Below are 16,692 nucleotides of genomic sequence, written 5' to 3' on the forward strand. Positions count from 1 at the left end.
CCCTCATCACCCATGGTAAAACGAGGTTGGAGTTGTTTAAGATCAGCCTGAACAACGGGGGTTCCCCCATCTGACCACACAGGGCTACCATTCAAATCTAAAGCTTGTATAAAAATATCTGGATCAGTACTATTATTCCTGAAGTCTTCCCATATGTAGTAAATTCTATCCACTCCATTGGATTTTACACGACTAAAATTTTGTTCTGAGGGCAGATTTGTTACCGCTATCCCATCAGCTGACCAGGCCGGGCTGCCGTCTGAATTAAGCAGTTGGGAAAAGATGTCTGTTTTAATATTATTTCGATCATCCAGCCATGAGACAGCAACCCTGTCTCCGTCAGCTGGTGCAACCTTGGGATAGACCTGATCTGAGGCATTTCCACAGATGAGAATTCCATTTTCACCCCACAGACCAGTAAAACTGACATCCAGTCTTTGACCATAAATATCCGGATCATTGGTATCTCTGGTATCACGCCAGACCACAACAACTTCACTGCCACTGGTTTCAATACTGTGATTTGTCTGAGTCCCTGAAGCGCTCACGACAGGCAGACCATTGGTGCCACCTGCAGCGAGGGGGCCTGAAAGGGTCAGAACGGTTCCAAAAATGTCACCTGATTCGGAAAGAGAACCATCATCCCAGATGACATAGGCAACACCTGCTGCACCTCTGGCCATGTTGGCAGATTGCTGGGAGCCACCATTTACGGCAATTGGTACACCAGCAGGGTCCCAGGATAAATTCCCATCTGCATCAAGATGCTGGGCATAGACATCACCATACTCATCTGTACGGTAATCGATCCAGGCTAAAAAGGCACCACCTGCTCCATCAGAAACCAAAACAGGATCTTCTTGACGGCCATCAGCAACTGTGGCACGAACTCCAGTATCACCCCAGAGCTTGGTCCCTGTGGTATCAATTTTCTGGACATAAATATCACGATCACCAGTTCTTGTATCAGACCAGCCAAAGATCATTTCGCCTGAATTACCAACATCACCAGTACGTTGCCATTCAATATGGACACCCTGACGTACAGGCACGCCATTCTCAATCCACTCGAATTCGCCTGATGCGATTACACTTCCCACAGTTATTAGTAAAAATAAAAATCTCATTATATATATGCCTTTTCTTCAGGTTTACTCGAAGTTAAAAACTCCACATCTATTAAGGTTCATTTATAGTATTGATGGATTCAATCAGCAGAATCAAATCAATTACATCTACATATTCATCTCCAGACAAATCTGCCTGGTCAAATTGCGCAGCACTCATCTCCTCGATGAGGAGAATAAAATCAAATAATTCGGTTACATCATGAATGTTTACCAGATAATCCCCATTAATATCACCGAAGGGAGTCTCACCTAAACGCACATCCAAAGAAATGTTGATCAAGGTTTCAACGGCATTGGGAGCCGTGGTGGAAACCATTAGTTCCGTATCATAGCGACCAGGGGCAATATTTCGGGGTTGGATATCGATGATAAAGGATGCGCTCTCCCCGGGATATAGGACTTGAGTCCATCCACTTGCGGAAAACCATTGGATAGGTCGCTGTATCTCCACAGCAGTGCCTGATTCAAAAGGAGTTGTGGAATTATGACGCACTGTTAAGCCAAGATTTCGATCCGAATTTTGAATGCCAATTGTTGAGCTGGCAATTATTTCACCCACATCCTGGTATTGAAACTTAATAGTGCCGTAGGCATCCAGAATGACTTGATATGAGTAGAAAGAATCTGTCCCAAACTTGGGGAAGTCTTTCCAGGTCATAATGCATTGGTCAAAACCATTGCTCCAGAAATAAAAGGTTCCCTGAGGTCCATTATCATTGTTTAAATCATCCCACCAGGGTGCCAGAAGCGCACCTGGAGCCGCATTGGATGGGAGACCAATGTTATACCAGGGTGAGTGGAAACCTTCAAAGGTGACGGTTCCATTGCTACCCATATAGCCCACTGAATAGAAATCGTCATATAGTGGAAATTCAAAGCCCAATTCGATAAGCACCGTACAATCATCAAACTCTGACGACTGGTACGGCACAAGATTGGTCTCATTCTCAATATCAATCCAGTTATAATCTGGTCCATCTTCATCATTGTTGTCTCGCCAGTTATAGCCATACTCATCACTACCTTCCCTGATTGCTGATGCGCTACCAGGGAGATCTGGCGTATATTTGGTAATATTAGGATCCATGGGTTCAAATACTCCAGGCTCCAATTGAAGGTCCGAAACGACACTTATTTCATAGATCAGGGGTGATTCTCCTGAATTTGAAATGATAATCGAATCCCGGGCACTGCTCCAGGGAATCTGGTCAAAACTCAAACTGGTGGTGCTGAAGGAGATTTCAGAGTCTCCCAGGCGATCACCACGGTCAGTTGTAAAGAGGAGCGCAGTGCCGGCACTGAGTTCTCCAATGCTTGGATCATTGATATTATTGTAAGATGCTTGAATGCCCGTTTCAGAATCTGGTGATTCGATGCCGATAGTGGAAAAGTTGGAACCTATATCAATGTTTTCATAATTTTTATACTGAAATTTGAGTTCGTTATCGCCAGATATGGTTGGATGTTCTGTATTGCCATAAATGATAATCTCAAAGCTCATCTCGTTGGAGGCAAACAGATTGTGCACTCGACTCCACTCAATAATAAAGGCATCGTTCTCAGCATCATACATGTAAAACATGGTGCCTAGCTCGGCAGCCAGGTCATCCCAGAAAGGTGCCAGCATTGCAGATGGTCCAATAGGTGACGGAATGGTTCGGTTATGAAAATTGACCACGGATTGGTTGCCGAAAGCAGCCCACCCGTTGCTGCATACAGTAATCTCGGAATAGGTGGTTCCGTAATAATTGACAGGGAAAGGTAAAGATATGGTTCTCGATTCATCTTCTTCTTCCCAGTTGTCGCTGATATTCAGGAAGCTACCATCCCCCCCGAGGGCACCATCAAGCTCAATCCATTCATACACGGGAGCCTTGGAATAGTTAAGATCGAAATTGTCGAACATGCGGTAGCCATAGTTGTCCCTCTGTGAGGGCCCAAAACGGTTCCCTCCACCCAATTGAATCACATAATCCAGTGTATCAATTGAGTGCTCCTGCACACACTCAAAACTCAGAGTAATTTGTTCACCTGGAAAGAGGAGCTCATCAAAGAAGACTTCAATCATTTCAGAGGTCGTCATCCATGCATCGATATCGATGGAAGGACAGCTTAATGATCCAGGTGAAAAGGTGATAAATTCCGATTCCAAAGGTGTGATGGTGAGTGGTTGAGAGGACGCGCCACCCCTGTTTAGCAATTCCAGCTCTATATCTGCTGATTCTCCAATGAGGAGGGAACCATTGACAACATTCACGGCCTGTAGGCTCAGCAGGGGTGCCTGGACAGTGAAAAATTTCTGCCAACTCCAAACCGTTCCAGCTACCTGAATTTCCAGCGCTATGTTCACAGGTGTGCCATGTGGTAGAGCTGGGATGTTCATGGTAACAGGATCCAGATTAAATGTTGACTGGGCTGGTATGCCAGCAACCTGGACCGTCTCGTCAAAAATAAAGTCAGGCGTATTGGAGGTGAAGGTGAGTTCAACATTGCTCAATGCCTCCCCAGGGTTTTCCAGGGAAAGCAGGATGGCAGTACTATCACTGGCGATGGGCTGTCCCCCTCCTACCAGCGTCCAGGAGATTAATTCCAGGGGATGATTTTGGTTTGAGATGGGTATGGTTGCTAAATAGGGAAGCAAATTTTTCCCAGTTACCGTAAGATTTATATCCTCTGCCACTCCGCCAACAAAGGGCAAGACAATTTGTCCATTCGAGTCTGTGTAGCCGCCCCAGGCATTCTCAGCATTGCTCAAGCTGACATAGGCGCCAGCAAGGCTCTCCCCTGAAGCATCGTTCACCGAAACTGAAGTGAAATTATCACCGGAAACCAGTGTATCAATATGCTCCACGCTCAGGTTCTGGGGAACTGCCGTCCATAATTGCATGCCTGGATCACCAAGCAGGTTGTAGATATGATGGTAAAATTCAGGTGTCTGGCCAAAGGGAAAGTAAGTATTCTGATGATAGTTTCGCCAGAGTTCCAGTTTGCCATTCCAGAGTGCTTCACCCAGCGTGGTAAGACCTTGATCGAAAATTCCGGAATAGATGCCGATATCGATGACATTATTGAATTGGGTGTGGGTGTAAAGCTCACTGGGACCAAAAAAGGCAACGGCACCGTTGGGAACAGAAAAGGTTCCAATACGTGTCCATACTTCCCCAAAACAGGGATCATCAGCTCCAGCCGCAAAATTACCACCACCACACACTACTGACGTAATCACTGGTGTTTTAGCACCGCAATGAATGAGACCATAAATATTTGAACTCATAAAATCCGGACCAAACCAGCCGTTGTACATCCCAAAACCACGATAGTTGACGAAACCGACTCCAGCATTAATTGGATTGGCGATATGTGACGTACTTGATACATCGGGGTGGTAAGCTGTGTAGACCTGATCAAACCCGTTTTCCACCATTTTATCTGCAACCCACTCCTTGGTTGCCTGAGTCGAAGCAGCACCCCAGGTAGTAGATATCATGAGGGCACGCTGGAACCAGTCTGTATTGTCCATATGGGGGCTACTCTCGTAAGCCACAATTTTTGATGTAAATGAAATCAATTCGGAGACGGTATCTACAGACAGACGTCCCACCATGAGCTCAGGGAAAGAATCATCACCTTCCAGCAGGCCATAGGGATGATCCGTCACCAGGTTATCACCCTGGGGGTTTTGAATATAATGGCCAGGAATCCCCTGATCCTCGTCGCCAACAATGACCAGGAACTCTGGACGACTTTCCCAGGTGTCCCAGGCAGTTTGGATATAATCTTTGATGGCACTTGCTGAATTCCCCGCAATGTCAGTTCCTGCAATAGTGACCTGGTATCCCATACGTATTTTCCAGTCAGCAAAATATTGGATGTACAGCTCAAACTGGGGTGGTGTAATAATGAGATAATGACCCCTGCTGGCAAACTGCTCCTCGGGGAGTGTCACCGAGCGGATACCCCCATCCTCAGTGACCAGAGAGGCATCTGCCAGACTCACACCGAGAATCTCAAATTGAATCGAAGTTGGAACGTCCAGAGCATGTGTCAATTGATCTAGGGCTACGGGATGAACCGTGATGGGCAAATAGACCTGACCCTTGATGTGCATGGGTTCACCAGCCAGAATATCCACTGTCTGTGACCTGGATACCCGATTCCAGTCGTAGGCTGCAATCTCAGTGGCTTGCATGTCTGAGTCGAGATGACCTGCAGGTGTCGCTTTGAGCGATAGTTCAGCGAGATCATAGTCGTGCCGAATGATATTTGAAACAGATGGGGTGATTTCTGTGGTAATAGGAACAAATACGGTGAGCATGGGTAGAGCCGCTTCACCAGGACCACCTGCTACCCCATAACCATAATTATGAAAGGATTCTGGTTGCTCCAACATGGCCCGCCATTGTGCTTCAGTGACGTGCTCAAAGTCCAGATTGACTTGCACACCTCCAGCAATGGGAGCGAGCTCCATTGTGGGGCGTATTAAATCAGCAGCTCCCAAAGAATTGAGAGCCAGAAGAAGGGTCAGTATGGTGTAGAGGGAATTGCGCATTAATTACCTGCTTTCGATGTGGTAGCGTTTAACCCCCTCACGCGTAGCAGCATAAATAATATCGCCAGCGACGTGTGTGCGGTAGGTGTAACCAGCATCAATGGGCTGATCAACCTGTGGATTTTCCGGGTCGCTTAAATCGACCAGAAAAATTCCGTTTTCCCCACAACTCAAAACTGCAATATCATTCCAGACACTGATCTGTTTTACCCAGCCACCAACTTCGATATCAGCTAAATGGGTGAGACTACTCTCTCCTGCACCCATTGAAAAAATCCCCATCCCTGCCCAATTGTTGGCGGAGAGCAGGTAGTTATCGTAAAATTTTACTTCCAGTGCTTCACCCTGTGTATCAATGACGGCCAGTGTATCCAGGTCAACCCCACTTAATCGATATAACCCTACCCCCAATTCATCATGGGAGATGGCCATGAGCGTATCCCGCAGATCAAGTCCCAGATTAATGCCACCTGTTGATGTCCCCACATTGCTTAACTCCCAGTAATAATAGGAGCCATCATACAGAATATCTGGTGCTCTAAACTTTCGATTGAAATAATACTGTTTCAACCCGTCATTAGATGTCCGGTCGATGACATATAGGGCAACTAAATTGTCATTTATTTTTCTTACTGCAAAATCTTCATTACTACCCGATCCAAATAAGCCGGATTCAGACGTTTCGATCCAAATGGGATGATCTGTATAAACGGAATCAAATCCGCCCATATCGGGGGCAAGCTTTTTGTAAAAACCCTGTGCTCGGTCAAAAGTGAACATGAGACGCGTTTCAGGTTCAATAATCATCCTCAAAGCTGGATTACCGCTAAATTTATGTTCAAAGGTTTTTTCCATTGATCCATCAGTCGACTCTTGCCAGATTTGATTGCCGATTTGGGAGGCTGCCACAAAAACGCTTCCATCCACAACATAAACATCCCGGGCATATGCTCCTGTTTCCAGCACATCCATTAGATAGACGTCACTTACAAAGTCAGCTTCTATTGGATCAGGCTTTAAACAAGCAGATAGTAAGAGGGTCAGTGATATTATAAATGCTGATAGAATTATTCTTTTCATGGCTTAACGTAACTCATCTTTTCTAAAAATTAAAAGTACATGTCTATAACGGATTTGAATCCAAAGCGGACACCAAACCAGTATCTGGAGAAGGATTTCAGGTCAGCAACTGCTGGATCACTGGAGTCTACCCGACGCTCACGATAGCCAGCAAAGGGCTCCACAATGAACGGTCCGCTTAAATTTGGCAATGCTGTAACCTCAATGCGGACCTCATCTTGATAACGACCCGCGTGCAGCAAATCATCATATTGTTCACTGTCATAAGCACGCTGTTCATACCGTGTGGACAGCCGAATACGATGTTCCCCGGGTAAATTGAAGGTAAGCGTAGGACGAATGTTGAAGTATTTGTAGGATCGATCTTTGTCATCATAGTTATTATCGTTTTCCGCCAGACCATATTGAAGTTCAGTGCTTAAAGTGAAGAGATCATATTGTCCCAAATTGACCCTAAGATCACCTTCCATCATCCTCAGGTCATAATGTGAAAATGGTGCCTGGTAAATCTCATTGCGCAGGGCCAGCGTGTATTCAATGGTATTCTTTCTGGAAATCCGGTGTTCCAGACCCAACCAGATGCGGTCTGTTCCAAAATTGCACACTTCACGGCTGGTTTCCAGGGTCCGATTATCCTGAATGCGGTAATTTCTCAAGTAATATTCAGGTAAAATCCAATAACCCAGGTCCAGATATCTGTATTTTCCCAGGGATTGTCGAAGGGACATGGAATAGCTCTTATAACTGCGCTGAGGGATGTCGTGATAGTAATGGTGGGTTAGATTAAGCTTGAATCTTGATTTCCGTCCGCCAATCAAACGTGGTGCATAATTCAAATCACCTGACAAGGAAACAACATTGCTGGAGAAATTGTCAATCCCATTTAAATAGTCTGAATCCTCAGTGGCCTTAAGGATTTCAACATCAGAAAGATTGAGGGGGTTGCTTTGGAAATTGGGCTCGAAACCCAGTTCATAGAATATGGGGGCTGCCAGCCTCTGAATAAGACTTTGTGAGAATAATTGCCCGAACAGGAGACCTATAAGTAGTAAACGTCGCACTAGTCTCCAATAATCTGATTTAACTTGATAAAGACCTGGCGGTTCTCGTCCATAAGTCTGAGTTTGATTTCATGCATACCTTTACCCAGCTTCACATCGCAACTGCGCCAGCTGCCAGGAACGACTCCATTTTGACCATCTACGGTAGTGACCTCAGAGCGATCCGTTGAGAAATAGTAAGTACCAACAACCTTGCCATTATCCAGAACCTGAATACGGTAATCTTCCTCGCGTCCCATTTGTGGACCAAAACCCAGGCGGCTGGTGATCTCCAGATTGACAGGGCCTTTCATGGTTACAAAAAGTGGATGATCTTTGCTCATGGCATAATAACTGAGATACTTCCCGTTGGATACGAGCTTGATCGGCGATTCTTCAGAAAGTGCATCGACACGCTTTTTCTTACCCTTCGGTGCGTTTCTGTCCTCAAGGACACGAACAACAATCCGCTCGCCGCGCTTTTTAGGTCTAATGGTTATTTCGTTCACACCTGCAGGAACACTGATATAATCAATACCAGATTTGCTAAAGAAATGGTTGGGATGTTGAGGCGATTTGACACCCTTGCTATATTTTTGCTGGTGATTTACCTGGAGTGGTTGGTTCCCATTGAGCTGAATTTCAAATCCAAATGATTTTGAATCGCCTTTTTTACTATTAAGAACAGCACGGGAATAAATTTTTATTCTCTGGGGACCTTTGACTTTATATACCAGGGATTGGCCATCAAGTGTGTAGTAAGAACTGCGGTTCCCTGACACAATCAGGATGTCGCGCTGATTTTTCGCATCTTGCGGCTTTATAACACCAGCGGAGACACTTCCAAAAATCAATAGGGATAAAACAATCTTGATATAAGCCATCTTATTACTCACACTCACTCCTCTGTGACATGCTGAGAGAACTTTCATTTTTACAACGAAAAACACAAAGCCTACGAAAGGAGCTTTTGAATCGATTAAACATAATTGTGTTCCTCTTCATATTATCCTATTCCCTACCTTCGACCTTCGACTTTCTGACCTTTGACTTTCGACCTTTGACTCAAACATAAGAGTCCGGTTCATATTTTTCTAAATGATGTTTTATCTTGCGTTTACTATTGAGACCAACGGTAATTACCATACCTAACAACAGCGCTAATGCCAGAGCGGTGGTCCAGGGATTATATCTTTCGCTGGCATAAAAGGAGCCAACACCAAGTTCTGGGGTGGGTGTAGCCGCATAGGGATAATCAAATTGGGCGAACATGGAATGAATATTGAGTACATGGATTACGGGTACGCCTTCACGACCAAAGTTCGCCATGACACCCCCATTGCGCATGGATTCAAACTGCATCCGTTCTGTTAAGCCAGGTGGAATCAGCCGTGCGTAAGCAGCATCACCAAGTACAGCGGCACCTCCACCCACATTAACAAATGCCTTGTACTCATCGATAGGTCCGTGGGTACCAAATAGATCCATACGACGCTGTACTGCATCAGCGAGGTCTTCACTATTAATGAAATCAACCTCATTTCTGGTAATGGTTTCCTGGATGAGCTCACGTCCTCGGGGACTCAACCGTCGTCCAATATCTGAACCTCCACCCATACTTGCCGCACTGGATCTGAAAGAAATAATTGATGTATCATAGAGAACCTTTTCCATATCCAACCAGGTAAAATCCTCAATATTCGCACCCCACTGCGAGGCACCTACGGATGCCACGACATATGGTGCGGCGCCCATTTCTTCCAGGGCACAAACCACTGCTAAATTTCCACCAGGCATGGAACCGGTGAGGGTCACAGCGACCTTATCCCCTGCTGAAACACCTGCCTGAGTTAGATAATCTACCATCATGGCAGCTACATTGGGGTCGAGGACGGATATTTTGGCATCCAGATCACCCTCATCTGTTGTGATGTAGGTAAACTGACGACCGATTAAGCCTGTTTCGTTGGGATCATTGATATCATCCATAAAGACTGCAGATTTACCACGACTATCCTTTAATATTTGCATGGCAGTGGCCATACGCTGGGCTGCTGCAATTTTGATATCATAGGCAGCCTGGCGAGTCTCCACAGTCAAGGAACTCGCTGTGTAAAAAACGACCAGGGAAATGATAGCCATGACAACCAAAACCTCTATGCGTTGAATGGCTGGTCTAAACATGAATCACCCCACCGCTGATAAGCATGACGGCCAACTGTACGATACTGGCGGTGATGAGAATAACACTTAAAGTTCTCACAATTCCCTGACGATCCATCCAGGAGGCGATCAGTCCCGGAATGATGTAACCAATGGTATAAAAATCCCAACCCAGGGCCTGGAACTCTATAGCCAGATAATTTCTGGAGATATATCCAAAGAAGAATCCCAGAAGAAGTGAAAGCACGAGGCGGCGTTTGCCATAGATCAGCAGGAACTGCGACAAGCCCTGGACAATGAGAAAAACCAGAATTGAGATGGAAAATGTTGCAATCACCCGCAATGGATCATGCAGATACATGGCGATATAGCCAGGTACGATGATACCACCAGCGGTTACCCCCAGCCATTCTGTCAGCCAGAGACTCAGTATGATGCCCAGCCCTATGGCAATTTCAATCATGAAAAGTTCTCATATTTTATAACCGCAAAGAGCGCGGAGGGCGCAGAGATAAAAATATAGCTGCCCTTACAGAGGGTGATCACTTGGGTGTGCGTTTTGCTGAGCTGGTCGACGTATCGCATACTCAAGGTTACCCATTCATCCATGCCGGCACTAGTAGTCATTTATGAATCCGATATTTCTTTAATTCATCCAGTATTTGAAAACCACTGCCAACAATATTTCCAATTCCAAAAATCAGAGTATTGCCTTTTTGAGAGAGTAATTTTTCAGCGAAAGCAGCGGCACTCCCATTCTCTGAGAACTGTTCCACGCGGCCCTTTACCTTTGAAAAGTAAGGTTTCTCAAATCTTTCCATCTTGTCACCACGGACAAAAAGAGAATCTGGTTTGATATCCTTCATAATCAGTTCCAGTAATTGTGACGTCCGACTCACTCGATCCGAGCGGGTATTCAAAAAGGCACAGGTATGTTCGTGATCAAGACTTGGATGTTCCTTGATCATGTTCCAGATCGTTTTGGTCGACTGTGGATCGTTGGCAGCAAAGGCATTCACCAGTGAGAAATGGCGACCATCCATTTCCAGTTCCCAGATTCGCAGGGCACCAGGATCAGGTTGAGCTTTACGCATTCCTTCCAGCGCCTGTTCTCTGGGAATACCCAGTGATTCACAGACGGCTATAGAGAGAGCCACATTTTCAGGGTGCTCGATATGGTTAAATCCCAGCATATCTTCATGACTAACCCCATGACCAGTGACGGCATTTAACTCAGTACCTCGTTTGGCTGCGACTTCCTTGAATATATCAAGCTTATCCTGTTCGGCGGTAAAGAGTGTACCCTTGAAGGGGATGGTATTGGATAAAGACATGGCGATGTCGCGGAGACGATGTCCCATTTCCTCTAAATGGTCCAGACGGGCATTGGTGATGACACTGTGGGTTGATTTCACCATACGCTGCTCAGTGATCCACTGGTATTGAGGTTGAACAGCCATGCACTCCAGAACAATAGCCTGGGGTCTAAACTGTGAAAAATATCTTAAAAACCGAACCTGTTCCCCAATACTGGGTTTCTGCAGGCGATGAATTTTACGATCTTTGCCTTCTAAATCCAGGATGCGGGGATCGGAACCAGTGGTCTTCCCCAGAACGGAAAAACCAGCTTCTCGGAGACCTGCACTGATGAGTCGGGTAACGCTGGATTTACCCCGAGTTCCATTGACATGAATACGTATGGGGATGCGTTTCAGGGCGCGGAGATGAACCCACCACTCTCCAGTAAGAGCAGCAAGCACTGTTAAAATCATGATAAGTAAAGAAAATACAACAACATCCATAAATAGAATCTAGACCCTTAGTCCCTTCCAACTCCTCCCAATTTCGAGGACAAAATATAGTTTTCACACAATGTTTAGTAAGATTGAAAAGGGAGTTTTTCCAGAAGACATAAAAATGTCATTTATAGAGTTGGTCGAAAGTCGAAAGTCGAAAGGTCGAAGGTCCAATGTTTAAGGGTAGTTTGGAGGTTGCGGGGTTGGGAGTTTGACGCTAGGGGCTAGCAGGTTGGGAGGTTAGAAAGAAGCCAGTCTTCGCGAACGACCGTAGGGAGTGAAGCGATCTCTCTTTCCGGGCAACCAATTGGGGGATTACTTCCGTCGCTATCGCTCCATCGCAAAGACACCAGAAGGAGGATTCGAGCAAGCTCTTCGCAACACACCTCATGCGGGGAATTCGTGAAGACGCGGCGATCTCGTACTCATATTGAGTCAAAGAAGCCGAGCTTGCCTTGCCGGAGGCAGGTCGAAGGGTGAGGAGGTTCGGTCACCATAATGAAGAAGCCCCTGAAATTGGGGCTCCTTGTGACTATTGTTTAGTTTGATCGGTATTTATCGCAAATAAACCATCTTTATTGCCTTCGAATAACTTCCAACTTGTAGCTTGGCAATGTAGACTCCTGTTCCGACGGGTGTCCCATCCTGGCTGGTGCCATTCCACTGAACAGAATGCCAACCTGCTGATTTAGTATCAGGTTCGAAAGTCATAATTACATTTCCCAGAACATTATACACAATCAATGATACGGTTGATTCTTCGGGCAATCCGTAGCGTATAGTGGTAGTCGGATTGAATGGATTTGGATAATTTTGATTCAGATAAAAGCCCTTTGGCTGTGCTGGCTCATGCTTTTCATCAACAAATACAGCCCCCCCATTTGATGTGTGTAATATTGTGCCATTAGAGCCCACAACCCAACCTGTATTTTGATCGATGAAATAAACTGACTTTAAAGAAATGCCCGTTGTTTTTAATTGAGGGATCCAGTTTGTTCCTCCGTTTGTTGTGCTTAGCATGTTACCGTAATCTCCCACAGCCCACCCCGTGTTTTGGTCAGTAAAAAAGATTGAATACAAGGAATTGCTCGTACCGTTGCTCGATTGAGGTGTCCAGTCAGTTCCTCCATTGGTTGTTTTTAAAATCACGGCCCAGGGATAACTACCTGACCCTCCAGCAGCCCAACCGATATTTTCATCGATAAAATGGATACAATATACAGGATTCGTTGTACTGCTTACTTGTGATGACCAGTACATCCCTCCATCGGTTGTGTGCAATATTGTGCCGGCTTGTCCAACAGCCCAACCGGTATTCTGATTGATGAACTGAACATTCCATAACAAGTTATTTGTTCCACCCCATTGAGACGCCCAGTCTGCGCCTCCATTTGATGTGTTTAAAATTGTGCCATTCCAGCCAACAGCCCAGCCGTTATTTTCGTCCGCAAAACAGACAGCTTCCAGCCTATTGTTAGTACCGCTTGATTGAGCCGCCCAGTCTGCGCCACCATTTGATGTTTTAAATATGGCACCACTATCTCCCACTGCCCAACCGATATTTTGATCAATGAAATGGACCGACTGTAGCCAAATATTAGTGCCAGTCGGCTGGACAATCCAGTTTGTCCCCCCATCTGTTGTGTTCATAATTGTGCCGGTTTGCCCAACAGCCCAACCCTTAATTTGGTCAACGAAATAGACATCTTCTAGCCAGGCGATGGTGCCGCTTGATTTCGTTATCCAGTCTATTCCTCCATTGGTTGTATATAACATCGTACCATAATCTCCCACAGCCCAACCAGTATATTGGTCAGAAAAAGAGGCAGATATTAAATTACGGTTTGTATTGCTTGACTGAGCAGACCAGTCTGTACCGCCGTTTGATGTGTTTAATATTGTACCATTCCAACCAACAACCCAACCGGTATTTTCATCAATGAATTGGACGGAGTGATAAAATTCATCAGAACCACCAAATTGGAATACCCAATCTGTTCCTCCATTGGTTGTTTTCAATATGGTTTCACGTCCCACAACCCAGCCGGTATTTTCATCAGCGAAATAGATTGAATGCAAAGCATTGCTGGTACCGCTTGATTGAGCCGTCCAGTCTGTTCCCCCATTTATTGTTTTCAATATTGTGCCACTCCTGTCAGCAACCCAACCAATACTTGAATCGACGAAACGAACAGCTTCTAAATTGTCCTCAGCTCCGTTTGTTTGAGGCGTCCACTCAAGTCCTCCATTTGTTGTAGCTAGTATGGTAGCGTACTGTCCCACTGCCCAACCGTTGTTCTGATCCGTAAAATAGACTGATAATAAATCACTGTCTGTTCCGCTGGTTTGAGGTGTCCAGTCAGACCCTCCATTGCTGGTTTTCAATATCGTGCCACTATACCCCACAGCCCAGCCGATATTTTGGTCGATGAAATGGACTGACAATAAATTTTTATCCGTTCCGGTTGATTGATTGACCCAGGCTAATCCGCCATCAGTTGTTTTGAGCATTTCGCCTGCTTGACCCGCAACCCAGCCGGTGTTTTGATCAATGAAATGGACTGATTTAAGAAAATCTCCCTGTGGTAACGGGTTTTGCCAGGACCACTGTGCGTTGGTAACGCCAGCCAATAAGAGCAACAGCATCAATAGACGAGTTTTGTTCATGATTGTTATCCCCACCTCATTAGTTAGAACTGATTTTTTTATGGCAGCTACGTCGTCCAAGTGCCCTCACATCATACTCCAGCCCTTATTACTGGACAATGCAAACGGGTCCTTGCACATACTATGCCCACACTGATATAATAATTTACGACACATATTGCTCCATGCGCAGTTGTGAAAATTTTACCTGAATTTAGCTATATTGTTTAATTAATCAAAATGGTAGTTATGGAGGGCCTTTGCTGTAAACGCCATGAGAATCGCAGATGAACTAAGACCCCATCAAGCATTATTTCCCCTGTGGAGTCAGTGCTTATCTCAGAATGCTAAGCCGTTGCACCTGTGTTGCCGTGGGGGTAACGAGCCGGACTAAGTAGATTCCGCTGGGTAATTCTGTACCATTGGCACTGGTACCTTGCCACTGGATCTGGTGACTGCCCGGTGCATAGGAAGCGTTCACCAGAGACGTGATGAATTGACCCCGGATGTCAAAAACATCAAGGGTGGCATGACTGGAGTCAAACATATGAAAGGTAATCAAGGTTCCAGCGTTGAACGGATTGGGATAAATCTTGATTAATTGTGGTGTTTGGGGATGGAAATGATCCACTACAGATACCCAGGGATCTGAGATGTGACTGCCTGGGGTACCGGGACTCCCATTTGCTGGAAAATCCACTCCCAAGCCGGTGATGGTCCACTCGTCAGCAGAATAGCTGGCCCCACCATTCAAAATATTTGGGTGTCTCTGAGCAAAGCTATTTTCATACCAGATTGAGCTTACACCTGCCAGACCAAAGGCATCAATATATTGTCCAGTTGATGAGTGTAGTTGGTAGACATCGTTGCCATTCCCATTGATGGCACTGGATACCTGATCAGCAGCATCAAAACCGGCACCTGCCATACCTGCAGCTGAATTTGCCATCACCCATGATGAATGAGCGCCTAACAGCGTATTGGCAGGAATTTGCATAACGGAAGCTGCATCTCCCCCATTACTGCCCCGCCAGATCTGGAAATCCCCGATAGCAATGGACTCATCGGTGACATTGGTAATCTCAAGAAATTTGGGCTGTCCCCCACTACGATTACCATCCATGACTTCGCTGATAATGAGACCTGGTATGGCTGAAACCTGATCGTTGGGAAGGATGGATAAAACAAAGCTATTATTCCCCCCTGCTGAAGCAGAGTCTCCGCCAGTCACATTGGAAATACTGAATATAAAGGTCTCTTCCAGCTCCACTTCGGCATCATCATTTATGAGGACCTGGAATGACTGTAAATCAGAAGATCCTCCAGGAAAAGTGATAGAAGCAGTGGTAAAATCGATGAGATCGTTGAGGCTACCTGACCCACCTGTTAAACTGACCTCGCAATGGGTCGCCTCCAGCGGATCGGCATTGATGATGGATAGTTCAATTATAACCGAGCCACTGCTCTCCTCAATGCTGAGACTGTTGCCGGCAAAATCTATTCTTGTATTGCTGGATAGTTGAGGGCTGAAGATGGAATCAACCCACAGGGGATGATCAATAAATGGATTGCGGTTTCCCTGGTAACCATAGACCACTTCGTTGCGATTTTGCTCGAAGGCGTCCACAGGATCCTGAAGATGCCACTGTATCAGGGTGGATAGTTTTCCAAAAAGCGGTTCACCTGGAGGATCGCCTATGTCCACACCAGTATAATCCACCAGCTCAAGATCATAGAGGGAGTTATCTGAGTGATAGCCTGGATCATAGCGGACCACCATATAGAACATCATTCGGGCAACATCGCCCTTAACCGCATCTCGAGGTTCCCAGCTATCACTATCATAGGAGCATTCAGTAGCTTCCACATGGGCTTCACCGCCATTATCAAAATCGAGATTGCTGCGACTGGAATTCACACTCTCATCTGCAGGACGCAAGTGGTGAATATCAGTATAAGCGGTATCTATTTCCACTGGGAAACCATGAGATTTTGACCAGACATGCTCGCGATTCCAGCGGTTGCTCCCTGTGGAGCTACTTTCACCACTATTTTCAGTTTTTGCCTGGGATCTGCCGGTATAGATTAAGATCACATTGTCAGAATTGTTGGGGTCTTCATCGGTTTCCTTGAGGATATCCCATACATCGGTTGAGGTGGATGTATAGGGATATTTCACATGATCACTAATAATGTCATGGAGGGCGCTCTTAAGCTCAGAACCTTCTAAATTTTCGGCAGAATCATAATAACCCGTGGGAATTTGAGAAAAGATCAGAATTGGGATC

General features: G+C 45.7%; 10 protein-coding genes. All 10 read right to left on the minus strand.

Annotated elements, in window-relative coordinates; genetic code table 11:
• Positions 1-1,127 (minus strand): hypothetical protein (locus ISR87_13975; GenBank protein ID MBL7026548.1); only part of this gene is annotated, 1,127 nt, incomplete at its 3' end.
• 52 nt (positions 1,128-1,179) lie between these two features.
• The gene (locus ISR87_13980) at positions 1,180-5,679 is read right to left on the minus strand and encodes a hypothetical protein (protein MBL7026549.1); all 4,500 of its coding nucleotides are present in this window, start codon (positions 5,677-5,679) and stop codon (positions 1,180-1,182) included.
• A gap of 3 nt (positions 5,680-5,682) precedes the next feature.
• Entirely contained in the window at positions 5,683-6,759 is a 1,077-nt protein-coding gene (locus ISR87_13985) for a hypothetical protein (GenBank protein MBL7026550.1), read from the minus strand.
• Between the two features lie 29 nt (positions 6,760-6,788).
• Positions 6,789-7,820, minus strand: a complete 1,032-nt coding sequence (locus ISR87_13990) for a hypothetical protein (GenBank protein ID MBL7026551.1) — start codon at positions 7,818-7,820, stop codon at positions 6,789-6,791.
• Positions 7,820-8,695 carry a hypothetical protein gene (locus ISR87_13995; protein ID MBL7026552.1) on the minus strand — a complete coding sequence of 292 codons (876 nt, stop codon included), beginning with the start codon at positions 8,693-8,695 and terminating at the stop codon, positions 7,820-7,822. Before ISR87_13995 ends, ISR87_13990 begins: the two co-directional genes overlap by 1 nt.
• A 169-nt stretch (positions 8,696-8,864) precedes the next feature.
• A complete protein-coding gene (gene pgsW, locus ISR87_14000) occupies positions 8,865-9,983 on the minus strand; it encodes a poly-gamma-glutamate system protein (GenBank protein MBL7026553.1) in 1,119 nt (372 codons plus the stop codon).
• Positions 9,976-10,425 carry a poly-gamma-glutamate biosynthesis protein PgsC gene (gene pgsC, locus ISR87_14005; GenBank protein MBL7026554.1) on the minus strand — a complete coding sequence of 150 codons (450 nt, stop codon included), beginning with the start codon at positions 10,423-10,425 and terminating at the stop codon, positions 9,976-9,978. Before pgsC ends, pgsW begins: the two co-directional genes overlap by 8 nt.
• Before the next feature lie 160 nt (positions 10,426-10,585).
• A complete protein-coding gene (gene pgsB / locus ISR87_14010; protein MBL7026555.1) occupies positions 10,586-11,764 on the minus strand; it encodes a poly-gamma-glutamate synthase PgsB in 1,179 nt (392 codons plus the stop codon).
• 549 nt (positions 11,765-12,313) lie between these two features.
• Positions 12,314-14,425, minus strand: a complete 2,112-nt coding sequence (locus tag ISR87_14015) for a T9SS type A sorting domain-containing protein (GenBank protein MBL7026556.1) — start codon at positions 14,423-14,425, stop codon at positions 12,314-12,316.
• A gap of 313 nt (positions 14,426-14,738) precedes the next feature.
• Positions 14,739-16,692 (minus strand): endonuclease (locus tag ISR87_14020; protein MBL7026557.1); only part of this gene is annotated, 1,954 nt, incomplete at its 5' end.

It is taken from the genome of Candidatus Neomarinimicrobiota bacterium (assembly GCA_016784545.1).
GTDB lineage: Bacteria > Fidelibacterota > UBA8477 > UBA8477 > JABMPR01 > JABMPR01.